The sequence below is a fragment of the Curtobacterium sp. RM9 genome (assembly GCF_054956955.1).
This window is the reverse complement of sequence record NZ_CM143271.1, coordinates 1,605,728-1,630,048: the sequence shown is the minus strand read 5'-3', so window position 1 is coordinate 1,630,048 and position 24,321 is coordinate 1,605,728. Positions and strand designations below refer to the sequence as shown.

At 72.0% G+C, this 24,321-nt stretch carries 25 protein-coding genes; 8 read left to right on the top strand and 17 right to left on the bottom strand.

The features are described 5' to 3' along the window. Nucleotides 1-3 precede the first annotated feature (3 nt). The 12 genes from ACY3FI_RS07730 to ACY3FI_RS07675 all read right to left on the bottom strand — a co-directional run bounded on the left by ACY3FI_RS07730 (nucleotide 4) and on the right by ACY3FI_RS07675 (nucleotide 10,389). Complete coding sequence (locus tag ACY3FI_RS07730; RefSeq protein WP_462550205.1) at nucleotides 4-993, bottom strand: hypothetical protein; 990 nt, start codon at nucleotides 991-993, stop codon at nucleotides 4-6. Next, nucleotides 968-3,022: a flagellar biosynthesis protein FlhA gene (locus ACY3FI_RS07725; RefSeq protein ID WP_462550204.1), complete on the bottom strand. Its 2,055-nt coding sequence runs from the start codon at nucleotides 3,020-3,022 to the stop codon at nucleotides 968-970. The genes ACY3FI_RS07730 and ACY3FI_RS07725 overlap by 26 nt, the downstream gene beginning before the upstream one ends. Next, entirely contained in the window at nucleotides 3,019-4,200 is a 1,182-nt protein-coding gene (locus tag ACY3FI_RS07720; RefSeq protein ID WP_462550203.1) for an EscU/YscU/HrcU family type III secretion system export apparatus switch protein, read from the bottom strand. The genes ACY3FI_RS07725 and ACY3FI_RS07720 overlap by 4 nt, the downstream gene beginning before the upstream one ends. A 5-nt stretch (nucleotides 4,201-4,205) precedes the next feature. Next, complete coding sequence (locus tag ACY3FI_RS07715; protein WP_462550202.1) at nucleotides 4,206-4,982, bottom strand: flagellar biosynthetic protein FliR; 777 nt, start codon at nucleotides 4,980-4,982, stop codon at nucleotides 4,206-4,208. Further along, complete coding sequence (fliQ, locus tag ACY3FI_RS07710; protein WP_462550201.1) at nucleotides 4,982-5,257, bottom strand: flagellar biosynthesis protein FliQ; 276 nt, start codon at nucleotides 5,255-5,257, stop codon at nucleotides 4,982-4,984. Before fliQ ends, ACY3FI_RS07715 begins: the two co-directional genes overlap by 1 nt. A 15-nt stretch (nucleotides 5,258-5,272) precedes the next feature. After that, nucleotides 5,273-6,091 carry a flagellar type III secretion system pore protein FliP gene (fliP, locus tag ACY3FI_RS07705; RefSeq protein WP_462550200.1) on the bottom strand — a complete coding sequence of 273 codons (819 nt, stop codon included), beginning with the start codon at nucleotides 6,089-6,091 and terminating at the stop codon, nucleotides 5,273-5,275. Further along, a complete protein-coding gene (locus ACY3FI_RS07700) occupies nucleotides 6,088-6,645 on the bottom strand; it encodes a FliO/MopB family protein (protein ID WP_462550199.1) in 558 nt (185 codons plus the stop codon). The genes fliP and ACY3FI_RS07700 overlap by 4 nt, the downstream gene beginning before the upstream one ends. Nucleotides 6,646-6,653: 8 nt before the next feature. Next, nucleotides 6,654-7,364 carry a flagellar motor switch protein FliN gene (gene fliN, locus ACY3FI_RS07695; RefSeq protein WP_462550198.1) on the bottom strand — a complete coding sequence of 237 codons (711 nt, stop codon included), beginning with the start codon at nucleotides 7,362-7,364 and terminating at the stop codon, nucleotides 6,654-6,656. After that, nucleotides 7,361-8,239 carry a flagellar motor switch protein FliM gene (locus tag ACY3FI_RS07690; RefSeq protein ID WP_462550197.1) on the bottom strand — a complete coding sequence of 293 codons (879 nt, stop codon included), beginning with the start codon at nucleotides 8,237-8,239 and terminating at the stop codon, nucleotides 7,361-7,363. Before ACY3FI_RS07690 ends, fliN begins: the two co-directional genes overlap by 4 nt. Before the next feature lie 77 nt (nucleotides 8,240-8,316). After that, complete coding sequence (locus ACY3FI_RS07685; RefSeq protein WP_462550196.1) at nucleotides 8,317-9,276, bottom strand: OmpA/MotB family protein; 960 nt, start codon at nucleotides 9,274-9,276, stop codon at nucleotides 8,317-8,319. A 2-nt stretch (nucleotides 9,277-9,278) separates the two neighbouring features. Beyond that, nucleotides 9,279-10,091, bottom strand: coding sequence for a motility protein A (locus tag ACY3FI_RS07680; RefSeq protein ID WP_462550195.1), 813 nt, complete (start codon nucleotides 10,089-10,091; stop codon nucleotides 9,279-9,281). A 1-nt stretch (nucleotide 10,092) separates the two neighbouring features. Then, nucleotides 10,093-10,389, bottom strand: a complete 297-nt coding sequence (locus ACY3FI_RS07675) for a flagellar FlbD family protein (RefSeq protein WP_462550194.1) — start codon at nucleotides 10,387-10,389, stop codon at nucleotides 10,093-10,095. A gap of 137 nt (nucleotides 10,390-10,526) precedes the next feature. On the opposite strand from ACY3FI_RS07675, the gene ACY3FI_RS07670 reads away from it, so the two are divergent. The 3 genes from ACY3FI_RS07670 (at nucleotide 10,527) to ACY3FI_RS07660 (ending at nucleotide 14,841) form a co-directional block, all read left to right on the top strand. Further along, nucleotides 10,527-11,528, top strand: a complete 1,002-nt coding sequence (locus ACY3FI_RS07670) for a hypothetical protein (protein ID WP_462550193.1) — start codon at nucleotides 10,527-10,529, stop codon at nucleotides 11,526-11,528. 92 nt (nucleotides 11,529-11,620) lie between these two features. Beyond that, a complete protein-coding gene (locus tag ACY3FI_RS07665) occupies nucleotides 11,621-13,192 on the top strand; it encodes a helix-turn-helix domain-containing protein (protein ID WP_462550192.1) in 1,572 nt (523 codons plus the stop codon). A gap of 68 nt (nucleotides 13,193-13,260) precedes the next feature. Then, a complete protein-coding gene (locus tag ACY3FI_RS07660; protein WP_462550191.1) occupies nucleotides 13,261-14,841 on the top strand; it encodes a Na+/H+ antiporter in 1,581 nt (526 codons plus the stop codon). Nucleotides 14,842-14,892: 51 nt separating this feature from the next. On the opposite strand, the gene ACY3FI_RS07655 is transcribed toward ACY3FI_RS07660, so the two are convergent. Beyond that, on the bottom strand, nucleotides 14,893-16,275 hold the full coding sequence (locus ACY3FI_RS07655; RefSeq protein WP_462550190.1) for a hypothetical protein: 1,383 nt from the start codon (nucleotides 16,273-16,275) through the stop codon (nucleotides 14,893-14,895). Between the two features lie 10 nt (nucleotides 16,276-16,285). Next, nucleotides 16,286-17,020, bottom strand: coding sequence for a FadR/GntR family transcriptional regulator (locus ACY3FI_RS07650; protein WP_462550189.1), 735 nt, complete (start codon nucleotides 17,018-17,020; stop codon nucleotides 16,286-16,288). An 82-nt stretch (nucleotides 17,021-17,102) separates the two neighbouring features. Here ACY3FI_RS07650 and ACY3FI_RS07645 point away from each other — a divergent pair, with 82 nt between their 5' ends. Genes ACY3FI_RS07645 through ACY3FI_RS07635 form a run of 3 tightly spaced genes read left to right on the top strand, consistent with a single transcriptional unit; the run spans nucleotide 17,103 to nucleotide 20,386 of the window. Beyond that, nucleotides 17,103-18,005, top strand: coding sequence for a proline iminopeptidase-family hydrolase (locus tag ACY3FI_RS07645; RefSeq protein WP_462550188.1), 903 nt, complete (start codon nucleotides 17,103-17,105; stop codon nucleotides 18,003-18,005). Nucleotides 18,006-18,053: 48 nt separating this feature from the next. Next, nucleotides 18,054-19,445, top strand: coding sequence for an APC family permease (locus ACY3FI_RS07640; RefSeq protein ID WP_462550187.1), 1,392 nt, complete (start codon nucleotides 18,054-18,056; stop codon nucleotides 19,443-19,445). Next, the gene (locus ACY3FI_RS07635; RefSeq protein ID WP_462550186.1) at nucleotides 19,442-20,386 is read left to right on the top strand and encodes an acetamidase/formamidase family protein; all 945 of its coding nucleotides are present in this window, start codon (nucleotides 19,442-19,444) and stop codon (nucleotides 20,384-20,386) included. The genes ACY3FI_RS07640 and ACY3FI_RS07635 overlap by 4 nt, the downstream gene beginning before the upstream one ends. Before the next feature lie 60 nt (nucleotides 20,387-20,446). Here ACY3FI_RS07635 and ACY3FI_RS07630 read toward each other — a convergent pair whose 3' ends face one another. Beyond that, nucleotides 20,447-21,181, bottom strand: coding sequence for a GAF and ANTAR domain-containing protein (locus tag ACY3FI_RS07630; RefSeq protein ID WP_462550185.1), 735 nt, complete (start codon nucleotides 21,179-21,181; stop codon nucleotides 20,447-20,449). Between the two features lie 147 nt (nucleotides 21,182-21,328). On the opposite strand from ACY3FI_RS07630, the gene ACY3FI_RS07625 reads away from it, so the two are divergent. Together ACY3FI_RS07625 and ACY3FI_RS07620 are read left to right on the top strand one after the other, a co-directional pair. Further along, nucleotides 21,329-22,357, top strand: a complete 1,029-nt coding sequence (locus ACY3FI_RS07625) for a helix-turn-helix transcriptional regulator (protein ID WP_462550184.1) — start codon at nucleotides 21,329-21,331, stop codon at nucleotides 22,355-22,357. 67 nt (nucleotides 22,358-22,424) lie between these two features. Continuing rightward, nucleotides 22,425-22,562, top strand: coding sequence for a hypothetical protein (locus ACY3FI_RS07620; protein WP_462550183.1), 138 nt, complete (start codon nucleotides 22,425-22,427; stop codon nucleotides 22,560-22,562). Nucleotides 22,563-22,634: 72 nt separating this feature from the next. Here the strand turns inward: ACY3FI_RS07620 and ACY3FI_RS07615 are convergent, their stop codons facing one another. Together ACY3FI_RS07615 and ACY3FI_RS07610 are read right to left on the bottom strand one after the other, a co-directional pair. Next, the gene (locus ACY3FI_RS07615; RefSeq protein ID WP_462550182.1) at nucleotides 22,635-23,810 is read right to left on the bottom strand and encodes a flagellar hook protein FlgE; all 1,176 of its coding nucleotides are present in this window, start codon (nucleotides 23,808-23,810) and stop codon (nucleotides 22,635-22,637) included. Between the two features lie 49 nt (nucleotides 23,811-23,859). Next, on the bottom strand, nucleotides 23,860-24,300 hold the full coding sequence (locus tag ACY3FI_RS07610) for a flagellar hook assembly protein FlgD (RefSeq protein WP_462550181.1): 441 nt from the start codon (nucleotides 24,298-24,300) through the stop codon (nucleotides 23,860-23,862). Between the last annotated feature and the right edge of the window lie 21 nt (nucleotides 24,301-24,321).

Below are 24,321 nucleotides of genomic sequence, written 5' to 3'. Positions count from 1 at the left end.
CGCTCAGCCTAGCGACACCACGGGCAGGCCCAGCAGGTGGACGGACTCCGGCGTGGCGGTCTCGCGCTCCCCGATCGACACGATCCCGCCGACGGGCGCGCGCTCGCGGACGGCCGCGAGCATCGCCGCCGCGTCCTCGGTCTTCCGGCCGGCGTCGACGACGAGCCACACCTGGTCCGCTGCGAGGCCCTCGATCGCGGCGGCGTCGTCCCATGCCGCGACCGCGAGGACGGCGTGCCCGTCGCGGACCCCCTCGGCCCGCGCCAGGATCCCGGTGCGCCGGTCGGCGGCGTCGGTCTGCCGGAGCGCGTGCCGCACGGCGAACACGCCCGCGGCCGCGTCGACGTCGCCAGCACGGCCGACGAGCAGCACGAGGTCCCCGTCGGCGGACCGGACCGGCGGGGCGGGCCGTCGGGGTGCCGTCGGGGTGACCGCATCGCGACCCGGGGCGGCGTCGAGCAGGTGCACCGCGCCTCCCGGCCGGTGGTCCGCGACGACCGGACCGACGGTCTCGAGCGGACCGACCGCGTCGAGCGCCCCGACCAGGTCGTCCGCTGCACCCGGCACCGACGTCGCAGCAGGCGCAGGGGCCGCGGGCGGCACGTCCTCCGCGACGGCCGGTGCTGCAGGCCGCGCGATCCCGTCGGCGACGAAGCCGTTGAGGACCGAGGCGAACGTGTCCGCCCGGGTGGACGCGGTGCCGTCGCGGCCGGCGATGCGGGCCTCCGCGGCGTCCGCGTCCGCCAGGAGCGCGGCGATCCCGATGCGCTGCACCGGACCGTCGGCGATCGCGACGCGGGCGACGACCTGGTCGTCGGGCGCGGGGACCTCGACGGTGCCCTCGACGTGGGCGCGGCGGAACAGCCCACCGATGCCCGGGGTGGTGACGCGCTCCGCTGCGACGAGGCGCGCGCCCGGGCCGAACTCGGCGCGGACCGCGGCGCGGAGCTCCTCGAGCGTGGCGCCGCTACGCTGCAATCGGGTCGGCGGCACGGACCACTCCCACGGTCTCGATGGCGGAGCCCGCGGCGGTCGCCTCCTGGTAGGAGAGCACCGGCAGGCCGTTCGACTGGGCCGACACCATGCGGTGCACCGCGGGACGGAGCTGCGGCGCGCAGACGAGCACGGCCGACAGGCCCTGGTCCTCGACGCTCCGGACGGCGTCCCGGAGCGACCCGAGCACCTGCTCGATGCGGTGGGCGTCGAGGACGATCTGCGTACCCTGCTCCGACGGGCGCAGGCCCTCGAGCATGGACTGCTCGAGCAGCGGGTCGATCATGATCACCCGGAGCGTGCCGGCGTCGGCGTACCGGGCTGGCAGCGCCGGACCGAGCGACGCCCGTGCCGCCTCGACGAGGCCCTCGGGGTCGGTGGAGACCTTCGCGCGGAGCGTCAGCGCCTCGCAGATCCGGCCGAGGTCGTTGATCGGCACGCGCTCGGCGAGCAGCCCCTGCAGCACGCGCTGCACCTCGCCGAGGGACAGCATGCCGGGCACGAGCTCCTCGACGGCCGCGGGGTTGACCTGCTTGACGCCCTCGGTGAGGACCTTGACGTCCTCGCGGGTGAGGAGTCGTCCGGCGTTGTCACCGATGATCGCCTGGAGGTGCGTGACGAGCACGGAGACCCGGTCGATCACGGTCGCACCGGTCATCTCGGCCGCGTGTCGGAGCTCCGCCGGCACCCACTTGCCGGCGAGGCCGAAGACGGGTTCCACGGTGGTCGTGCCGGGGAGCCCGTCGAGCTGGTCGCCGAGCGCGAGGACGCTGCGCGCGGGGGCGGTGCCCCGACCGGCCTCGACGCCGGCGATGCGGATCGCGTAGGTCGACGGCGGCAGCTCGATGCTGTCGCGGGTCCGGACCGGGGGCACCACGATGCCCAGGTCGACGGCCACCTTGCGGCGGAGCGCCCGGACCCGGCCGAGCAGGTCGTCGGACGCGCCGGAGACCATGTCGACGAGGTCGGGGGCCAGGAGGATCTCGAGCGCGTGCACGCGCATCTGCTCGAGCAGGTCCTCGGTGGTGTCCGACGACGGCGCCGCGGCGCCGAGCGCCTCCTGCTGCGCCGCCTCGGCCGCCTCGCGCTTGGCCTGCTGGCCGAGTCGCCACGCGATCACGAGGAGCGTCGCGCCGATGAGCAGGAACGGCACGATCGGCATGCCGGGGATGAAGCCCATCGCGATCGCCGCCGTGCCCGCGATGCCGAGCGCGTTCCGGGACTGCGTGAGCTGGGTGGTCGCCGAGGCACCGATCTCGGTCTCCGCACCCGAGCGGGTCACGATCATGCCCGTCGAGACGGCCATGAGGAGCGCCGGGATCTGCGTGACGAGGCCGTCACCGATCGTCAGGATGCCGTACTTCGCCAGGGCGTCCGTGATCGACAGCCCGTTCTGCAGCATGCCGATCGCGATGCCGCCGACCAGGTTGATGACGATGATGAGGATGCCGGCGATGGCGTCGCCCTTGACGAACTTCGACGCGCCGTCCATCGCACCGTAGAAGTCGGCCTCGGCGGACACCGCGGCCCGGCGCTCCTTCGCCTGCGCGTCGGTGATGAGGCCGGCGTTGAGGTCCGCGTCGATCGCCATCTGCTTGCCGGGCATCGCGTCGAGGGTGAAGCGGGCCCCGACCTCGGCGACACGCTCGGCGCCCTTCGTCACGACGACGAACTGGATGACCACCAGGATGAGGAAGATCACCGCGCCGATGATCACCGAGCCGGAGACCGCGACGTGGCCGAACGCCTGGATGACGTCGCCGGCGAACCCCTCGCCGAGCACCAGCCGGGTCGACGCGACGTTGAGGCCGAGGCGGAACAGCGTCGCGACGAGCAGCAGCGACGGGAACACCGAGAAGTCGAGCGGCTTCTTCACGAACAGCGTCGTGAGCAGGATCACGAGCGCCAGCAGGATGTTGCAGATGATGAGCAGGTCGAGCAGGAACGACGGCACCGGCAGGATCAGCAGCAGGATGATGCCGACGATGAAGACCGGGACGACGAGCTTCGGCAGGTCCTTGCGGTTCATGCGGGCACCTCTTCCATGGGGCTGGGCTTGCGGAGTCTGCGGGGGCGGAGGTCCCCGGTGAGCGTTGCCGGGTCGAGGACGCTGGCGACCTCGTCGGGGGTGGTCGGCCTGGGCGGTGCGTGCGTGCCGGCCGCCGCGCCCCTGGCCTTGAGCGCCATGACGAAGGACAGGACGCGGGCCACCGGCGTGTAGAGGTCGACGGGCACCTCCTGCCCGAGCTCGCAGGCGGCGTGCAGGGCACGGGTGAGCGGGACGTCCTGCACGATCGGCACCCGTTCCTCCTCGGCACGTGCGCGGATCATCGTGGCGACCGGACCGGCGCCCTTCGCGACGACCTTCGGCGCGGACCTGCCCGGTTCGTACTTCAGCGCGACGGCGTAGTGCGTCGGGTTCGTCATCACCACGTCTGCGGTGCCGATGGCCTGCACCATGCGGTTCCGGCTCATCGCGAGCTGGCGGGACCGGCGCTGCGACTTCACGAGCGGGTCGCCCTCGCTGTGCTTGGCCTCGTCCTTGACCTCGCGCTTGGTCATCATGGTCCGCTTGCGGTTGCGGCGGATCACGACGAACACGTCGAGCGCGGCGAGCAGCAGCCCGGCGACGATCGCGGCACGGAGCAGGGTGCCGGTACCCGCGGCGGCAGCGTCGAGCACCGCGGACAGCGGGAGCGAACCGCTGGTCATGAGCACGGGGACGAGCGCCTGCACCGCGAACCAGAGCACCAGGCCGACGACGGCGGTCTTCAGCAGTGCCTTCAGGCCGTTCCACATCGCCTGGGTGCCGAACACGCGCTTCAGACCGGCCACGGGATCGAAGTGGTCCGGCTGCGGGGCCATCTTCCGGAAGTGGATGCCGCCCTGTGCGACGGCGGCGGCGAGCACGGCCACGGCGACGAGCCCGAGCATCGGACCGAGGGTCGCGCCGAGGGATCCGAGCGCCTCGTGGAAGACGGCGTTCATGGTCGGGATCGAGGGGTCGGCGACGACCCGCTGCACGGCACGGAGCTGGTGCTCCCCCGCTGCTGCGGCCGACCCGACGGCGGACGGCATGACGAGCGCGGCGACGGCGATGCCGACCCACGCCCCGAGGTCCTGCGAACGGCCGATCTGACCCTTCTCGTGGACCTCCTTCATCCGCTTCTGGGTGGCCTTCTCGGACCGCTCTCCACTGTCGGACACGCGGGTCACCCCCGTCCCGTGATGGCCTGGACGGCGTCCCCGGTGAGGGAGGACACGACCGACGGCAGGGCCATGAAGAGCGCGCCGGCGAAGATCACCGTCAGGCCGATCTTGATCGGGAAGCCCATCTGGAAGGCGTTCAGCGCGGGGGCGACGCGGGTCAGCAGGCCGAGCCCGACGTCGGCGAGGAACAGCACGACGACGAGTGGACCGGCGATCTGCAGCGCGGCGAGGAACATCTGCGACGCGGCCGCGACGAGCACCGAGGCGAAGCCGCCGAGCGCGAACGTGCCCGGCGCCCCGTCGGCGCCGACGAGGGGCACCGCGTCGAACGAGCGGACGAGTCCGGCCACGATGAGCTGGTAGCCGCCGGAGGCGAACAGGAGCGCGAGCGACGCCATCTGGAACAGCCGGGTGAACTGCGCGCCGTTCACCTGCGACTGCGGGTCGTAGGCCTGTGCGAGCGTGAAGCCGCCGAACAGGTCGACGAGCGCGCCCGCGGACTGCACGGCCGCGAAGACCAGGTACACGAGGAAGCCGAGGGCGAGCCCCACCACGAGCTGGGTGAGCAGGGCGAGCAGGAACGCGCCGGTGTCGAGCGACGTGTACCCGACCGCGACGCCGGGCGCGACGCCGATCGCCAGACCGATGCCGAGGATCACCTTCACCATCGGCGGGAACGCCTTGTACGAGAACGGCGGGGCGATGACGAAGAACGCGACGAGCCGGACCCCGGCGAGCATGGTCGCCTCGAGCCGGTCGGCGTCGATCGCGAGGTCCATCAACCGCTCCCGAGGAGCTTCGGGATCATGTCGAAGGCCGCGTGCGTGAAGCCGACCATCTCCGAGATCATCCAGTTGCCGCAGACGACGAGGGCGATCGCGACGGCCACGGCCTTCGGCACGAAGGAGAGCGTGACCTCCTGGATCTGCGTCACCGACTGGAACAGCGAGATCGCGAAGCCGACGACGAGCGAGGTCACGAGGACCGGTGCGGCGAGCTTCGCGGACACCATGAGCGCCTGGAGCACGAGGTCGATGACCGCCTGCTGGTTCATGCCGGACCCCCCGCGCTAGACAACGTGGTAGCTCTCGATGAGCGACTTGATGATGAGCCCCCAGCCGTCCACGAGGACGAACAGCAGGATCTTGAAGGGCAGCGAGATCATCACCGGCGGGAGCATCATCATGCCCATCGACATGAGCGCCGCCGAGACGACGAGGTCGATGACGAGGAACGGGATGAAGATGACGAACCCGATGATGAACGCGCTGCGGAGCTCGGAGATCACGAACGCCGGGATCACCGTCGTCATCGGCACGTCGGCCATCGACTTCGGGTTCGCCTGACCGGCCGCCCGGGTGATGAGCGCGACGTCCTCCTCGCGCGTCTGGTGCAGCATGAACGTCCGCAGCGGCTTCGTGCCGATGTCGACCGCCTGGGTGAAGTCGATGTGCCCGGCGAGGTACGGCTGCAGGGCGTCGTCGTTGATGTGCCCGAGGACCGGTGCCATGACGAACAGCGACAGGAACAGCGCCAGACCGGCGAGCACCTGGTTCGGCGGGATCGACTGCAGCGCGAGCGCGTTCCGGGTCATCGCGAGGACCACGAAGATCTTCGTGAACGACGTCATCATGAGCATGAGTGCCGGGGCGACGCTGAGCAGGGTGATGCCGATGAGCGTCACGACCGCCGACGACGGCGTGCCGTCCGGGCCGTTCACGCTGACGCTGAAGTCGCCGGTCGAGGGCGCCGTCGGGGTCGCGGGGGCGGTCGGCTGGACGACGCCGGCGGCGTGGGCACCGGTCGCGGTGAGCATGAGGAAGCCGGCCACGACCGTCACCCCCAGGAGCAGGAGGGCGAGGATGCGTCCGGTGCGCGCCGCGGTCACCCGGCCCGCCGGTTCCGGAGCGCCGCGGCGGCCTGGTGCCAGGTGTCGGCGGACAGGATCGAGCCCTGCAGCTGCTGCGCGGTGGGCAGCGCCGTGCGCTGCGGACGGCGGTTGCGCGGGCGCATCGGCAGCGGCTCCGCGACGGTCGTGTCGACCGCGTCGGATGCGGCGGTCTGGAGGCGCGGGGCCGCGTCCTGCTGCAGGTCCAGTTCCCGACGGAACGCGTCCGCCGACGGTGTCGGACGCGCGGGCAGCGGCACGGGGCCGGTCACGATGGTCAGCTCGGGCGCGGGCGCCTGCCCGCTCGTGAGCAGGGACACACCGTGCTCCGAGACGCCGAGCACGAGCCGCTCCCCCTCGACGTCGACGACGACGACGCTCGCCTTGCCGCCGATGCCCTGGCGGCCGACGACCTCGACGGACGCCGAGCGACGGCCGCGTGCCTTCCCACCGCCGAGGCCGCTCTTCGCGACACGGCGGTGCAGCACCCACATGAGGGCGAGCACGACGCCGAGCGAGAGCGCGACGCGGAGGGCGATGAGGAGCGTGTCCACCGTCGGGCTCAGACGCTCTCGGCGACGTCGAGGATCTTCGTGATGCGGACCGCGTAGTCCTGGTCCACCACGACGACCTCGCCGTGCGCGATGAGCCGGCCGTTGAGCAGCACGTCGGCGGGGGCACCGGCGCTCCGGTCGAGTTCGACGACGGCGCCCGGCTCCATGCCGAGGACGTCGCGGACGGACATCCGGGTGCGGCCGATCTCGACCGTCAGGGTCATCTCGACGTTGTTGATCCGGCCGAGGTTGCCAGCCGGCAGGTGCACCGCGGGGGTGACGGCGGGAGCCGACACGGTCCCGTTCTCGCGGACGCGGAGCGCGAACCAGCCGCCGGGGACGCCGCCGGCGGTGAGCTCGAAGACGACCGTCTCCGGGTCGGCGAGGAGCGTCGACGCGGACTCACGGCGGGCGTCCCCGAAGACGCCGACGCCGAGCACGGCGGCCGCTGCCTCGAGCGACGGGCGGAGCACGTCGGTGACGTCGACCAGGCCGTGGTCGGTGCCGCCCGCGGCGGCGACCGCGTCGAGGTCCGTCAGGACCAGGACCAGGTCGGCGGAGAGGCCCCCGACGAAGGAGGCGACCACGGCGTCACCGGCGGCCTGCAGCGCGACGGGGGTCGCGCCTCCCGGCTGGGCGACGGCGCTCAGCGGAGCCGCTGTGGGGAGCTGCGCCGCGAGTGCCTCCGCGGCCTGCGTGTGGAGGGTGGTCGTGGTCATGCGGGCTGCTCCGAGGTGGTGGTGACGACGATGCCGGCGAGGCGCGAGCCGTTCGCGCCGACGGCGGCGGTGCCGACGGGTTCGCCGTCGACCGCGATGGTGAGGGGGCGGTGCTGCGGGTGCGGCAGGGGCAGCACGTCGCCGACGGCGAGGCGCAGCACCTGGGACGGCAGCACGGTGGCGGGCGCGAAGCGCAGGCTGACGCCGACCGGGACGCCGGCGAGCTGGGCGTCGAGGAGCGCCTGCGCGTCGGCGGCGGACACGGTCTCGGCGGACTCGCCGAGCTGGGGCAGCACGGCCTCGGCCGGGAGCGCGAGCGTGCCGGGCGAGACGCGGTCGCCGACGCGGATCGTGAACGAGGCGACGATCATCAGGTCGCCCTTCTGCGCGGCCTGGGCGAACTGGCTGTTGAACTGGAAGCCGCCGACGCCGATGTCGTGCGCCAGCAGGCCGCCGAACGAGTAGCGGAGGTCGTCGAGGGCGTCCTCGACGATCTTGCGGACGAGGGCCTGCTCGATGGGCGTGAAGGTGCGCTCCGGCGCGGGCAGCGGCTTGGGGGCGCCGAGCGCGTGCGACACCCAGGTCAGCGCGGCGTCGAGCGGCACCTGCAGCACGCCCTTCGCGTTGACGCCGGCGATCGGCAGCAGGACCATGCCGGTGAGGGCGGGCAGCGACGCGGCGTACTCGTCGTACGTCGTCATCTGCACCTGCTCGGAGGTGACCTGGCTGACGGCACGGACCTTCGCGGTGAGCTGCGTGCCCCACTGCCGCGCGAAGGTCTCGAAGGCGAGCTCGAGGACCCGGGCGTGCTCGCGGGCGAGCGTCGACGGGCGCGCGAAGTCGTACACCTCGGGCGCGGGCAGGGTCTCGGTCACGGGTGGCGCTATCGGTCCCCTGTGCCCCCACCGTCAGTGCTGTGCCCCCTTCTGGGGCGGCGGTGGCTGTGGTCGGTCTACCCCTGGCGCGCTCCGTCCTGCGCCTTCGCGAGCGCGGGCATGAGGGCGCTGACGTCCTGGTCCTGGTTCGACAGCACCACGATGTCGACCCGGCGGTTCAGCGTGTTGTCGGCGTCGCTCACCCCCTTCGCGAGCGGGCGGCTCGACCCGAAGCCGACGCTCTGCACGTGCGCCGACGGCATCCCGCCGCGCTCCACCAGGTCGCGGAGCACCCCGGTCGCGCGGGCGGCGCTCAGCTCCCAGTTCGTGGCGTACGGCGCGGTCGAGTTCCGCTGGTCGGCGTGCCCCTCGACGCTGACGTCGTGCCCGCTGGTCTTGAGGACCGGGGCGATCGCGTCCATGATCCGCTTCGCCTGGCCGGACAGGTCCGCGCTGTTCGTCCGGAAGTACGTCTCGCTGCCGATCAGCCGGACCGTGAGCCCGCGGGCGTCGACGGTGAACTGCACGTTCGAGGTCTGTCCGGCCTTGTCGAGGTTCGTCCTGATCGCGCTCTCGATCGCCTGCAGGTCGTCCAGCTCGCGCTTCGCGGCGGCGACGTCGGCCTTCGACGCCGTCGCCGGCACGGCCGGGTTCGTCGGGTCGGCACTCGCCGAGGTCGAGCCGGCGACCTCGGCGTCGCTGCCGTCGTGACCGCTCGACGCGCTCGAGTGGTCCGCCTGCGACTTGTCGGTGGAGTAGCCGGAGCCGTCCTTGACCTGGTCCTTCGTGACGACGGTGCCGGACGCGGTGTCGATCTTCTGCGACTTCACCTCGCCGAAGCCCGTCGCGAGCGACTGCTTCAGCTGGATGTACTTCTGCTGGTCGACCGTCGACATGGCGAAGAGCACCAGGAACATGCACATGAGCACCGTGATCATGTCCATGTACGACGCCATCCAGCGCTCGTCGGGGTGCTCGGCCTCGTCGTGGCCCTTCTTCGCCCGACCGCGACCGCGGCCACGGGGGTTCGCGCTCATCGTCAGGCCGCCAGCTGCTGGTCGTCGGCGTCGGCCTTCGTGGGCTTCGCCTTGCCCTTGTCGCCCCGGGCGGCGGGCGGCACCATCGCGGTGAGGCGTTCGCCCAGCAGGCGCGGCTGGCTGCCGGCCTGCACGGCGAGCAGCCCCTCCATCAGGAGCGTCTGCCGGTCGGCCTCGAGCTGGGCGAGCTTGCGGAGCTTGCCGCCGATCGGCAGCCAGAGGAAGTTGGCGGTGAGCAGACCCCAGAGCGTCGCGACGAAGGCGCTCGCGATGAGCGGACCGAGTTCGTCCGGCTTGCCGAGGTTCGCGAGGACGTGGGTCAGCGAGACGACCGTGCCGATGATGCCGACCGTCGGTGCGAAGCCGCCGAGCCCCATGAAGAACGCGCTGGCGCTCCGCTGCGGGGCCGCGTTCGACTCGATCTCGTCCTCGAGCAGGATCCGGAGCTCGTCGCCGTCGGTGCCGTCGGCGATGTTCTGCAGCGCCTTCTTCATGAACGGGTCGTCGTGCTTGTCGGCCTCCTGCTCGAGCGCGAGCAGACCGTTGGCGCGGGCGGTCTCGGCGAGGCCGACCACGTCGTCGATCACGGCCTGCGGCGGCGTGACCTTGCCCGTGAAGGCCTTCGGGACCGCCTTGAACGCAGCGAGGGCGTCCTTCAGCGTGGTGCTCGCGATGCCACAGCCGATGGTGGCGCCGAACACGAGGATCATGGGTGCCGGCAGGAACAGGCCGCCGAGTTCGACGTGCTCCATCTGCACCATGCCGAAGAGGGCGCCGAAGGCGAGCAGGATGCCGACGATCGTTGCGATGTCCACGTCAGCGCCCCCCGTCCTGCAGCCGGCCGTGCTGCGCGGCGTGCAGCGGCGCGACGGGGGCGAGGGTGGGCTGCGGACCGGTCTGGTTCGCGCTGCCCGTGTCGGTGCCGTAGGCCATGCCGACGATCCGCGCGCGGTACGCGGCGATCAGGTCGATGACCTCGGCCATGGACTCCCGCACGATGTACTTCGCGCCGTCGACCATGATGAGGGTCGTGTCCGGCGTCTCCTGGATGCGCTCCACGAGGTCCGGGTTGACAGCGAATCCGCTGCCGTTGAGTCGTGTGACGACGATCATGGCCCGTCCTGGTTCTCGATCGTCCCGCCGCCGTCCGTGGGGCGGGATGCGGCCCGTCCGTGGGCCTGCACCGAGGACTATCGGTCCGGGGCGCGTCCCCGTTAGTGCGGACCCGGTGGGAGCGCTAGGTTCGCAGGGTGATCACCGCGGCGGACCTGCTCGAGGGCCCGCGCGGTCGTCGCTTCCTGTTGGAACTCGTGCTCGTGACGTCCCCGGGCTCCTCCTGGGTCGCAGACGCGGTCGGTGCCCTCGTGGCGGAACCCGGCGTCGATCCCGACGACCTCGCGCGGGCGCTCGACGCCGCGTCCGTCGACGACCCGAGCGCCGAACAGGTCGTCGTCGCCCTCGAGGAGACCGCCGAGAGCGCACTGTGGTGGCAGCCGCCCCACGACGAAGAGGTGCTCTTGGCACACCCGGCACTGGGCGGTGCGCTCGGACGCCTGGCGGAACGGGTCCTCGCCGCCACGGCGGTGCGGGCGCTCTTCGCGCCGATGCCGGACCGCTGGGCGATCGAGACAGAGCACTGGTCGCGGGTCGAGGGCGAGCGCCCCGCCGCGGTCGACGTCCTGCGGACCTGGGCGGACGGCGTACGGGGCGAGCAGCGGGAGGGCACCCGCGGACCGGTCAGTGGGTCCTGGTGGACGAGTGTGCCGTGGCCCTGCACGACCACCACGGGTGCACCCCTGCCCGGTCTGGGACCGCTCGCCCTCTGGGCCGTCGAGGACTCGTTCGGCTGGCAGGACGCAACCGTCCGCCCGGTGACGACCGGACGCCGACCCCGTGTCCACACGATCGACACGCGCCAGGACTGGGCCGAGCTGTGCCGCCGGTGGCCGCTCCCCGTCGGGCGGACCTCGCGGCAGTACGACTGGTCGGTGGCGACGGACCGCGTCGGCGACTGGGTCGTGCCGGACTGGTCAGGGGTCGCCACCGAGTACGACGTCGTGCACCTCACCGTGGCCGGGTGGCTCCGCACGTCCGGCGTCGCGGTGCCGGTGGACGCCGACCGTGCGAGCGTCGTCGCCGGGTGGTCGCCGGACACCGCCTGCTGGCTGACCGACCCGGCCCCGCACGAGGGTGCGCCGGAGCGGTGGCGTCGCCCGCAGAATCCCGGCCCCTGGCACCGGACCGGCGGCTGACTTCTCACGGATGGGGTATTCCCGATCCGTTCCTGAGAGTTACGGCGCGATTGTCACCCGTTTTATCTCATGAGCGTGTTAGCGTGCCGGACATGACCGACACCACCACCGTCGCCACGCCGGCCACTTCGGCCACACCAGCTCCCCTCCGCGAGGTCGGCGCCCTCATCCGGGGCGCCCGCAAGGGACGCAGCATGACGCAGGCCCAGCTCGCCGAGCGGGTCGGCACGAGTCAGAGCGCCATCAACCGCATCGAGCAGGGCGGCCAGAACCTGTCGCTCGAGATGCTCACCCGGATCAGCGACGCGCTCGACCAGCAGATCGTGTCGATCGGTGGCGGCGCTCCGCAACGTTCGCACCTCCGCGTGCAGGGCGGGCGGAAGCTCAGCGGCTCGATCGCGGTCAACTCCAGCAAGAACGCCGCCGTCGCGCTGCTCTGCGCGTCGCTGCTCAACCGCGGCGTCACGCGGCTGCACAAGGTGGCGCGCATCGTCGAGGTCGACCGGATCATCGACGTGCTGCGCAGCCTCGGCGCGACGGTCACGTGGTCGGAGGACGGCGAGGTGCTCGAGATCGTCGCGCCGTCGGACCTCCGCCTCGACGCGATCGACGCCGACGCCGCCCGCCGGACCCGCAGCGTCCTGATGTTCCTCGGCCCGCTCAGCGGCCGGTACGGCTCCTTCCGACTCCCCTACGCGGGCGGCTGCGACCTCGGCACCCGCACGGTCGAGCCGCACCTCATCGCGCTCCGCCCCTTCGGCGTCGACGTCGAGGCCACCTCCGGCTGGTACGAGGTCGACGTCGCGAACACCGCGGTGCCGACGAAGTCCGTCGTCCTCACCGAGCGGGGCGACACCGTGACGGAGAACGCGATCCTCGCCGCCGCCGCGCGCGACGGTGAGACGGTCATCCGCAACGCCAGCCCCAACTACATGGTGCAGGACCTCTGCTTCTTCCTCGAGCTGCTCGGCGTGACGATCGAGGGCATCGGCACGACGACGCTCCGCATCACCGGCAAGAGCCGCATCGACGAGGTCGTCGACTACTGGCCGAGCGAGGACCCGGTGGAGGCGATGAGCCTGCTGACCGCCGGCATCGTGACGTCGTCGACGCTGACGGTCACGCGTGCGCCGATCGAGTTCCTCGAGATCGAGCTCGCGACCCTGGCCGAGATGGGCCTGCGCTTCGACGTGTCCGAGGAGTACGCCGCGGCGAACGGTCGGACCCGTCTGGTCGACATCACGGTGCACCCGTCCGAGCTGCACGCGCCGATCGACAAGATCCACGCGATGCCGTTCCCCGGGCTGAACATCGACAACCTGCCGTTCTTCGTGGTGATCGCCGCGATGGCCGAGGGCACGACGCTCGTGCACGACTGGGTCTACGAGGGCCGCGCGATCCACCTGCTCGACCTGACCCGTCTCGGCGCGAGCGTCACCCTGCGCGACCCGCACCGACTCGACGTCACCGGCCCGACGCACTTCTCCGGTGCCGAGGTCAGCTGCCCGCCGGCCCTGCGCCCCGCGGTGGTCATCCTGCTGGCGATGCTCGCGGCCAAGGGCGAGAGCGTCCTGCGCAACGTGGGCATCATCGCCCGCGGGTACGAGCAGCTCCAGGAGCGCCTGAACTCACTCGGTGCCTCCATCGAGACGTTCCACGACTGACCCGAACCCGCCAGGGGGCCCAGCGGACGCCGGGTTGACTGGAGCGTCGACCCCACGGAAGGACCCTCGTGCTCGGACCTGAACTGGTGGTCGTGCTCGGCCTCGCGATCGCCCTGACCGCGGGGCTGGCCGACCGCCTCCGCATCGCGCCGCCGGTGCTCCTGCTCGCGATCGGCGCCCTGCTCGCGTTCGTCCCGCAGTTCTCCCGCGTGCAGCTGCCCGCCGACGCGGTGCTCCTGCTCTTCCTGCCGGCGCTGCTCTACTGGGAGAGCCTGACCACGTCGCTCCGCGAGATCCGGAAGAACCTGCGCGGCATCGTGCTCATGGGCACGGTGCTCGTGGTCGTGACGGCCGGCGTCGTCGCGGTGCTCCTGCACCTGCTCGGGCTCCCGTGGGGCCCGGCGTGGGTGCTCGGTGCGGCGGTGGCCCCGACGGACGCGACGGCCGTCGGCGTGCTCACGAAGATGCTGCCACGGCGGAACGTGACGGTGCTCCGCGCCGAGAGCCTGGTGAACGACGGCACGACCCTCGTGGTCTACGGCATCGCGGTCGCGGTCACGACCGGCGCGCAGGAGCTCACCTTCTGGAACGTCTCCGGCATGCTCGTGCTGTCCTACGTCGGCGGCGTCGCGGCCGGACTGCTCGCGGCATGGCTCGGCACCGTGGCGCTGCGGCGCGTCGACACGGTGGTGCTCGAGAACATGATCACGCTGCTCGTGCCGTTCGCCGCGTTCCTCGGTGCCGAGGCGATCGGCGCCTCGGGCGTGCTCGCGGTCGTCGCCGCCGGCATCGTGGTGAGCCAGGTGGCGCCGAAGCTCGACCGCGCCGAGACCCGGCAGCAGGTACGGGCCTTCTGGTCGTTCCTCACCTACCTGCTCAACGGCGCCCTGTTCGTGCTGGTCGGCATCGAGGCGATGGTCGCGGCCCGCGCGCTGGACAGCAGCGAGATCGTCCGCGGCATCGGCATCGTGCTCGCCGTCTCGGTCGTGCTCGTGCTCGTGCGGTTCGCGTTCGAGGGGTCGATCGGCGGCACCGTCTGGCTGGTCACCCGACGCCTCGGGAGCGAACCCCGCGAGGGTCGACGCGACCGACTGGTCAGCGGCTTCGCCGGGTTCCGCGGGGCGGTGTCCCTGGCGATGGCCGTCGCCGTCCCGCGGATGCTCGAGTCCGGCGACGCCTTCCCCGACCGCGACCTCATCGTGTTCGTCACCGCGGGCGTGGTCGTCGTGACCATCGTCGGGCAGGCGCTCGTGCTCCCCGCCGTCCTCCGCCGGGCCGCCCTCCCCGAGGACGAGTCCGTCGGCGAGGAGCGCCGGAACGCCGAGCGCACCGCGGTCGAGGAGGCACTCGCCGCGCTCCCCCGCCTCGCCCGCGCCGCCGGCGCCGACCGTGCGACGGTCGAGCGCATCCGGAAGGACTACGAGGCGCACCTGGACGTCATCGAGGCCCGCGCCGAGGAGGACGAGGACCACCCGGCCCTGCAGCGGCACGACAGCGCGGTGGCGCTGGAGCTGGCGCTCGTCCGGCACAAGGCGGCGACGCTGCTCCGGATGCGGGACGCCGACGAGATCGACGACCTGGTGCTGCGGCAGGTGCGCGCCGGCTACGACGCCGAGGAGGCGCGGCTCGAGGGATCGACGCCGGCCTGACCCCGCCCCGTGGCCGGGTCCGGGCCGGGCCACGCCGTGCCGCGGCGTCGATCAGATGTCGAGGACGCCGTCGACGGCGGCGCTGCGCGGTGGGATGTGGCCGCTGTCGACGTCCTCCTCGAGGTGCGCCGTCGCGAGTCCCCAGTCGCGCGGGCGCCCGGTCTCGTCGAACACCCGGTACCGGCGACGGAGCCGGAGGAACGGCACCGCGGTGTGCTCGAACGACACCACGACCTCGGTCTCCGGCCAGGCGCCCTCGACGGCGACCTCGACGTTCCGGAGGTCGCTCCGACGGCGCATCGGCCCACCGCCGTCCGCCGACCACCAGAGCAGCGGCCGGTCGAGGCCGACGAACTGCGACCGGAGCCGGGCGACGTGCCTCGCGATGACGGCCGCGCCGGGGTCGTGGCGGGGCCAGTCGGCACCGGGGACCCCCGTCAGGTCGAGCCGGTCGAACCAGCGCGCCCGACGTCCCTCGCGCTCCAGGACCTCGCGCTCCCAGGCGTCGTCGTCCTCCGGGTCTGCGGGGCTGGCGACGAGTTCCTCCGTGGAGACGGTCTCCGGCAGGCCAGCGGCGACGTCGATCGTCACCGTCTCCGGTCCGTACACGGCGCCGGAGAAGGGCTCCGCATGCGGATCACTGCGCGGGCCGGTGCGGTGGAAGCGGAGGGTCAGGCGGTCGCCGTCGAGCACCACGCGATCGACGAGGTGGTCGACGTGGATGGTCGTGCGCGTGCCGTCGGGCGCGATCCGCTCGACGTCGGTCGGCGCGGTCGGGACCGGCGGGAGGGGTTCCGGGGCCTCGCCGTCGTCGGGCTGCCACGCGTCGGGGTCGGCGTCGTCGGCGAAGCCGATGGTCCACTCGCCGTCCGCACCGCCCCAGGCGGTGTACGGACCGCCGTCGCCGACCTCGTCCTCGTCCTCGTCCTCGTCCTCGTCCTCGTCGGCACCCGGCTCCGTCCACGTCGCGGGGTCCGGCCAGAACGGGCCCGCGTCCGCCCAGCCCAGCGACTCCTCGTCGACGTCGGGCTCCACGTACGGCTCGTCGCCGCCGAACGGTTGTGTCCAGACCGAGGCGTCCCGCGGGTCACCCACCCAGAGCCCGGTCGCGTCCGCCCCGATCGGCAGTCGGTCCCCGAGGTCGACCGAGGCACCGACCCCGTCCGGCGCGACGAAGACCGCCGTCCGGGTCTCGTCGTCGATCCCGTCGGAGCTGTACACGACCCAGACGCCCGTCGGGGTCGGCCAGGCCGTCGCCTCCTCGATCGCCCGCTCCGGCAGCAGCGCGTCTGGCCAGGTGAGCCACCGCACGGCGCCGCGCCCGCCGCGTCTGCGGACGACGGCCGCCACGGGGCGGAACACGTCCGGGACGACCACGTGCTCACCCACCGGGACGACGTCGAGCGGGACGAGGGGGTCGGCTCCGGGCTGCACGGTGCTGACGCTAGTCGGTCGTCGGCACCTGACCCGCGCGGCGCATCGCCTGTTCGAGCAGCTCGAGGTCGATGCCGACGTGTCGGCGGGCGATCGTGCCGGCGTCGAGCGCACGCCCCTCGCACACCGCGGTGACGAGGTCCTCGTGCTCACGGAGCGCCCGGGCCTCCATGGCCGCCATGCCCTCGGCGGTGCCCCAGAGGTGCGCCGGAGCGGCGATCGACACCTGCGCCTCGAGCCCGGCGAGCGTCGCGGCGAGGACCTCGTTCCCCGCGGCGTCGATGATCGTGCGGTGCAGGACCGCGTCGGCCTGTTGCTTGGCGAACCCGGACGCGGCGATCCGGAACGCGTCGAGCCGCTCCCGGAGCGCAGCGGCCTGCCCGCCGTCGATCCGCTCCGCGGCGGCGGTCGCGAGGGCACCGTGCAGGAGCGCGATCGCGTCGGCGGTGTCGCGGATGCCGGCCCACCGGGCGAGCAGCGTCCGCCCGACGGCGTCCGAGGACGAACCAGGCCACTGGGTCCGGACGAAGGTGCCGCCGCCACGGCCGCGACGGGTCTCGAGCAGCCCGCGGTCGACGAGCCGTGCCAGCGCGCCGCGGACCGTGACCCGGGCGACGCCGAGGAGTCCGGCGAGCTCACGCTCCGGAGGCAGCCGCGAACCGGGCAGGTACTCCCCCACGGCGACCGCGGTCACGAGCCGGTCCTCGACCTCGTCGACCCGGCTCTCGGTCGTGCGTTCCGCCACCGCGGGCCCCCGTTCGTTTCGTCCACGTTAAAGGACACGTAATGGTCTTGCAGCGAACCATTGCCCGGTCCATGCTTCCTCCATGTCCCGCATCACCGAAGGAACGATGCCGTTCCGCGACGGCCACACCTGGTTCCGGACCACCGAACCGGACACCCCGACCCCCGGCGCACTGCCGCTCGTCGTCCTGCACGGCGGGCCCGGCATGGCGCACGACTACCTCCGGAACCTCGCGGCCCTCGCCGACGAGACCGGCCGCACGGTCGTGCACCACGACCAGTTCGGCTGCGGCCGGAGCAGTCACCGTCCGGACGCACCCGTCGACACCTGGACGCCCGAGCTCTTCGTCGACGAGTACGCCGCACTCGTCGCGCACCTCGGCCTCGGCGACCACCACGTCCTCGGCCAGTCCTGGGGCGGCATGCTCGGCGCCGAGATCGCGGTGCGGCAGCCCGAGCACCTCCGCTCCCTCGCCATCTGCAACTCCCCGGCCTCGATGCAGCTCTGGGTGGACGGCGCCGCCGAACTCCGCGCGCAGCTGCCGCAGGACGTGCAGGACGCGCTCACCCGGCACGAGGAGGCCGGCACGGTCGACGACCCCGAGTACCTCGCGGCCACCCAGGTGTTCTACGAGCGCCACGTCTGCCGCGTCGTCCCGATGCCCGCGGACTTCGTCGACTCCGAGGAGCAGATGGAGGCCGAGCCGACGGTCTACCACACCATGAACGGGCCGAACGAGTTCCACGTCATCGGCACCATGCGGGACTGGACGATCGTCGAGCGCCTCGACCGCGTGACCGTCCCGACGCTCGTCGTCGCCGGTGAGCACGACGAGGCGACCCCCGCCACCTGGCAGCCCTTCGTCGAGCGCATCGCCGACGTCCGCCAGCACGTCTTCCCGGGCGCGAGCCACTGTTCGCACCTCGAACAGCCCGAGGAGTTCCGCCGCGTCGTCGCGGGCTTCCTCGCCGCACACGACGACTGACCCCGCCCCACCATCCCTGTCCAGCCCCGTCTCCCGGAACGGAACCCCATGTCGCAGCAGCACAGCGAGCTCTCCGCACAGCAGCAGCTCGAGGCCTACGGCTACAAGCAGGAGCTCAAGCGCTCCGTCTCCACCACCGACCTGCTCGTGTACGGGCTCGTCTTCATGGTGCCGATCGCCCCCTGGGCCATCTTCGGCACCGTCTACAACGCCTCGAGCGGGATGGTCCCACTCGTGTACGTCGTCGGCCTCGTCGCGATGATCTTCACCGCGGTCGCCTACGCGCAGATGGCGAAGTCCATCCCCCTCGCCGGCAGTGTCTTCTCCTACGTCGGGCGCGGCATCCACCCGACCGCCGGCTTCTTCGCGGGCTGGGCGATCCTGCTCGACTACCTGCTCGTCCCGACGCTGCTCTACGTGTTCGCCGCGGAGAGCATGGTCGGCATCTTCCCGGGCACCCCGCGCTGGCTGTGGGCGCTCGTGTTCGTCGCGATCAACACCGTCATCAACCTCCTCGGCGTCTCGTCGCTCAAGCTCGCGAACCGGGTCTTCCTGCTCATCGAGCTCGTGTTCGTGGCGATCTTCGTCGTCATCGCGATCGTCGCCCTGACCGGCGGCACCGTCCCCGGCGCCTCGTTCAGCACCGACCAGGTCTGGGACCCGTCGAAGGTGTCCGCGCCGCTCATCGCATCGGCGCTGTCCATCGCGGTGCTGAGCTTCCTCGGGTTCGACGGCATCTCGACGCTGTCCGAGGAGTCCACCGGCCGACGCGGCGGCGCGGGGCTCGCGATGATCCTCGCACTCGTCATCGTCGCGTTCCTCTTCGTCCTGCAGACCTGGCTCGCATCCGCCCTGGCCGCGGGTCGCGACTCGTTCTCGGACAGCGAGGCCGGCAACGCCTTCTTCTCGATCGTCGAGCAGGCGTCGTCGAGCGGGTGGGCGACCGCCTTCTTCGCGGTCAACGTCCTCGCGGTCGGCATCGCGAACGCGATGGCCGCGCAGGCCGCGACCAGCCGACTGCTGTTCTCGATGAGCCGTGACCGCCAGCTCCCGGCGTTCCTGCACAGGCTCAACGGTCGCCAGGTCCCGCAGAACGCGATCATCGTCGTCTCGGTGCTGTCCGCGATCCTCGTGCTGTTCTTCGTCGGGCAGATCGACACGATCTCGTCCCTGGTCAACTTCGGCGCCCTGTTCGGCTTCATGCTCCTGCACGTCTCGGTGTTCGTGCACCACGTGCTCAAGGGGAAGTCCCGGAACTGGCTGCTCCACCTCGTCGTGCCGCTCATCGGGTTCCTGATCATCGGGTACGTGCTGCTCAACGCCGCCGTCGAGGCGAAGGTCGGCGGCATCGTCTGGCTGATCGTGGGCGCCGGCGTGTTCCTCTACTACCGTGCGACGGGCCGATCCACCGCGGTCGGCTCGGAAGGAGACCACGCATGACCCCCGACCACTTCCTGCCGAACACCCTCGGCGTCCCGGGCTTCTCCCCCGACCGCGAGCCCGTCCTCCGCGTCCGCCCCGGCACCGGGGAGACGATCGGCTTCGAGACGACGGACGCCGTCTACGCCGAACTCGACCGGCACCACGACCTCGCGCAGCTCCAGGCGCCGATCAACCCGGTCACCGGCCCGGTGTACGTGGAGGGCGCCGAGCCCGGCGACACCCTCGCGGTCACGATCCACGACATCCAGCTCACGACGCACGGCTGGTCCGTGTCACTCCCGGGTTCCGGGGCGCTGCAGCACGTCATGCCCGAGGGTGTGTTCGCGCGGCGCTGCCCCATCGAGGACGGCGTCGTGCGGGTCACCGACCGGCACGCGTTCCCCGTGCGTCCGATGATCGGCTGCATCGGCGTCGCACCGGCCGCGGGTTCGAACTCGACGATCATGCCGGCGTACGCCGAGGGCGGGAACATGGACGTGACCGAGGCCCGCCCGGGTTCGACCGTGTACCTGCCGGTCCGGGTCCCCGGCGCGCTGCTGTCGATCGGCGACGTCCACGCGATCATGGCCGAGGGCGAGTCCTCCTTCGTCGCGATCGAGGCGCAGGGCACCGCGGTCGTGTCCGTCGACCTGGTGCGCGGCGGTCCGGAGCTCCGGGCGCCGCGCATCGAGACGGCCGACGAGTGGCTCTTCGTCGGCCTCGGCGATCCCGTGCAGGAGAGCGTCCGCCGCGGCTACGAGGACGCCTTCGCGTTCCTCGTGGACGAGCACGGTTTCACGGCCGAGGACGCCTACGCCGTCCTCAGCGCGGTCGGTGACTCGAAGCTCGGCGGCCCGACCGGCTCGGGCGACCCGGACCCGCTGCACCCGTTCGCGGCGGTCGGCGCCGTGACCCTGCACCGGGTCCCGAAGGCGGTGCTGTCCGCAGCACCGGTCTGAGCGGGACCACGTGCCGTCTGGAGGCGCGGTGCCAGCTGGCACCGCGCCTCCAGTCCGTCGTCAGCGTCGGTCCGGAGCGTCGGCCGCCGGGATGACGAGACTGCGGTCCGTGACGTGCTGCGCGGCCTCGCGCAGCAGCATGTTGTGCGCACGCGCGTGCCCGCGGAGCAGCGCGAACGCGGTGTCCAGGTCGACGCCGTGCGTGTTCGCGATGAAGCCCTTGGCCTGCTCGATCGCGATCCGACTGTCGAGCGCCCGCTGCAGCTGCGCCTGCGTGCGGGCCGCGTGATCGGCGCTGCGCTGCTGCAGGATCGTGATGGTGGCGACGTCGGAGAGCCCCTGCAGTGCAGCGACGTCCGCGGCCGGCAACGCACCGGCCGGACCGCGGAAGACGTTGAGCGACCCGATGACCAGGCCCCGGCTCCGCATCGGCACGGACAGGACGGACGTGTACCCCGCCTCCGCCGCGAACGGCGCGAACCGTTCCCACTGCCGACGGATCGCGTCGGGGTCCGCTCCTGCCACGACCTCGCCGGAGCGTGAGGCATCGATGCACGGTCCTTCGGCGAGGCGCAGCTGCGCGCGAGCGCAGGACAGCGCCCCGTCGCTGGTGGCCACCGCGACCTCGAGGGCGTCGTCAGCGGCGAGCATGATGTTCGCAGCGTCGACGTCGAAGAGGTCGACAACGTCGTCGATCAGTCCTTGCAGTGACTGCACGACGTCGTAGTCGTCGACCACCGCGCCCGCCGCACGGACGAACGCATCGATCAGCCCCGCTTCGCGATCCTGCACCACGCGCACTCCCTCCGGTCCCCGTGGACGCTACCCGTCCGCCCGCCACACTGCCGGAGCGCCCGGAGCAGGCCACTGCGGTACCCTGACGACGGTGCCCCGAGACCCCGGACACCGGTGACCGAGCTGTCTCCGGAACGAGGGTGGGCCATGACCGACGACCAGCGCGCGGTGCTGACGCGCGACGCAGCTGCGCCGGATGTCGACGCGGTGCCTGCGGAGGCCGGGACCGAGCAGCGCAGCGCGGTCCGTATCGAGGCACGCGGCACGGAGCCGGCTGCCGTCGTCCATGAGATCGGTGGCCTGTACGACGGCAAGGACTGGGCGGCCCGGCCGACGGACCAGCCCTTCACCTACCGGTACACCGCGCTCGGGGACGATCGGATCACCCTCCGCCGATCCCGGATCACCGGCTCCATCCGCGGGGCGATCCCGCACACCGACGACTACGTCCTGCAGTGGATCACCGAGGGACAGGCGGTCCCGGACGTCCGCCGCGACCGGGTCCCGCTCGCCGTCGGCGTCCCGATGCTCTTCCCGAGCGCGCGCGAGTTCGTGTTCGAGTACCGCGACTACGACCAGCGGCTCGTGCACCTGTCCCGCGACCTCGTGCACGAGGTCGCGGAGGAACGGTTCCACACCCTGCCGACGTCCGACCTCGGGCTCGACCACCTGCGTCGCCTCGACCCGGCAGCCCTGGCCCGCTGGCGCGCACAGATGGGGATGCTCGCCGGTGAGCTACGCGGCGGGGTCGGCACGCTGCTCTGGCAGACGCTCACCCGCTCGGCGGCGTCCGCCTTCCTCGACCTCTACCCGCCGACCGTCGCGACGATGCCGGCGTCATTGCTCACCCCGCGCCGCGCCCGGGTCCGCGCCGCCGTCGAGTACGTGCACGAACACGCGGCGGAACCACTCACGGTTTCCGACATCGCCCGTGCAGGTGGCCTCAGCGTGCGCTCGGTGCAGGAGGGGTTCGTCCGCGACCTCGGCATCACGCCGATGACCTACCTGCAGCAGGTCCGCCTCTGCCACGTCCGCGAGGTGCTCCGTCGCGCCGAGCCCTCGACCACGACGGTGCAGGACGTCGCGCGCCGCTGGGGCTTCGCGCACCTCGGGCGGTTCTCCGCGGCCTACTACCGGGCGTTCGGCGAGTACCCGCGCGACACCCTGCGCCGCTGAACCGAGCGGCTGGCCGCTTCCCGCACATGCCGCCCGCGCGCGGGGTCCCGTTCGTACAGTTCCGGGCATGGGTGGGACCAGCGAGGAGCAGCAGTGGGACGGATCACTCGACCTGCAGGAGTTCCTCGACGACTTCGTGGCGTCCATGGAGCGGTGGGGAGCGGACGCGCCGATCGAGCGATCGGGGCGCGACCAGCGACCCTGACCGTGCCGGACCGCGCAGGGGCCGTCCCCGCGCGATGCGGGAACGGCCCCTGAGTCGTCCTGGTGGACGGGATCAGCGCTTCAGGTTCGTGAGCTCCTGCAGCACCTCGTCGCTCGTGGTGATGATGCGCGCGTTCGCCTGGAACCCGCGCTGCGCCACGATGAGGTTCGTGAACTCCTGCGACAGGTCGACGTTCGACATCTCGAGCGTGCCCGAGGCGAGCTGCCCCACGCCGGGGTCCCCCGGGGCGCCGACGCTGGCCTGGCCGGAGTTCGCGGTGGCACGGTAGCCCGAGGCCCCGGTCTTCTCGAGGCCTGCCGGGTTGGCGAAGGTCGCGAGGGCGATCCGGCCGACGGCCAACGAGGCGCCGTTCGAGAACGTGCCGACGACCGTGCCGTCCTTCGAGATCGAGTAGCCCTGGAGCGAGCCGGCCGCGCTGCCGTTCTGCTTCGCGATCGACGCGGTGTCGAGCGACGCGAAGCCGGTGAGCTGTGTCATGTCGACGGCGATGCCGTTGACGTTCATCGAGCCGCCCGCGGTGAGCTTGCCGTCGGCGCCGAAGGCGAGGGTGCTCGTGCCCGAGCCGCCCTGCCCGTCGGTGCCGGCGACGGACCACCCGGCAGCGGTGCGGGTGTAGGTGAGCGACAGGGTGTGCTTCGCACCGGCGGCGTCGTACACGGTCGCCTCGCGGACCCGCGTGCCGCCGACCGCGGTCTCGGATGGCAGGTTGCCCGTCACGCCGGCCGTGGTGGTCTGCACGGCCGGGGCCGCGGCGTCGATCGGCAGCACGATGTCGGAGAGCTGCCCGCCCTCGTTCACGACGCCGTTCGCGGCCGGGTAGCCCTGCACGATCTTTCCGTCGGCCGTGACGAGTCGGCCGTTCGCGTCGAAGTCGAACGCGCCGGCCCGCGAGTAGACGGTGTCGTTGCCGAGGCGGGTGACGAAGAAGCCGTCACCCGAGATCATCAGGTCGGTCGCCTTGCCGGTGGCCTGCGCCGAGCCCTGCGCGAAGTTCGTCGAGACGCCGGCCACCTGCACGCCGAGGCCGATCTGCGCCGGGTTCGTGCCGCCGATGCCCGTCTGCGGTCCGCCGGCGCCCTGGGTCATCTGCGACAGGGTGTCCTGGAAGACCGTCGAGGACGACTTGAAGCCGACGGTGTTGACGTTGGCGATGTTGTTGCCGGTGACGTCGAGCATCTGCTGGTGGGAGCGGAGGCCGGAGATGCCGGAGTAGAGCGAGCGGAGCATGGTGCGTCCTTTCGTGGAGGCAGAACGGTGAAGAAGAAGGAGGGGGGGGTCAGGCGGTGGCGGTGGTGGTGATGCCGGAGATCACGTCGAGTGCGACCTCCTTCCCGTTCACCGTGACCGTGGGGACGCTGTCGGCGTACGACACGGCGGAGGCGGTCCCGGTGACGGGTTTGCCCGAGGTGGCGTCGGTGTAGCTGACCTGCTTCCCGACGAGGTTCGCGGCGGCGATCCGCATCTGCAGCGAGAAGTTCTCGTTCGCCGTCGTGGTCTGGTTCGTGACCTGCTCCATCATCGCGAGCTGCGTCTGCTGGCTGATCATCTGGTTGGTGTCCATCGGCGAGGACGGGTCCTGGTTCCGCAGCTGCGTGACGAGCAGCTTCATGAACACCTCGGAGTCCATCGTCTGGGACTTCTTGGTCGCGCTGTTCTGCGCGAGGGCGGCGGCCTGCGCGGCCTGGTCCACCGATCCGGTGATGCCGTCGAGGGGCATGGTGTGGTCCTCTCTCTTCCG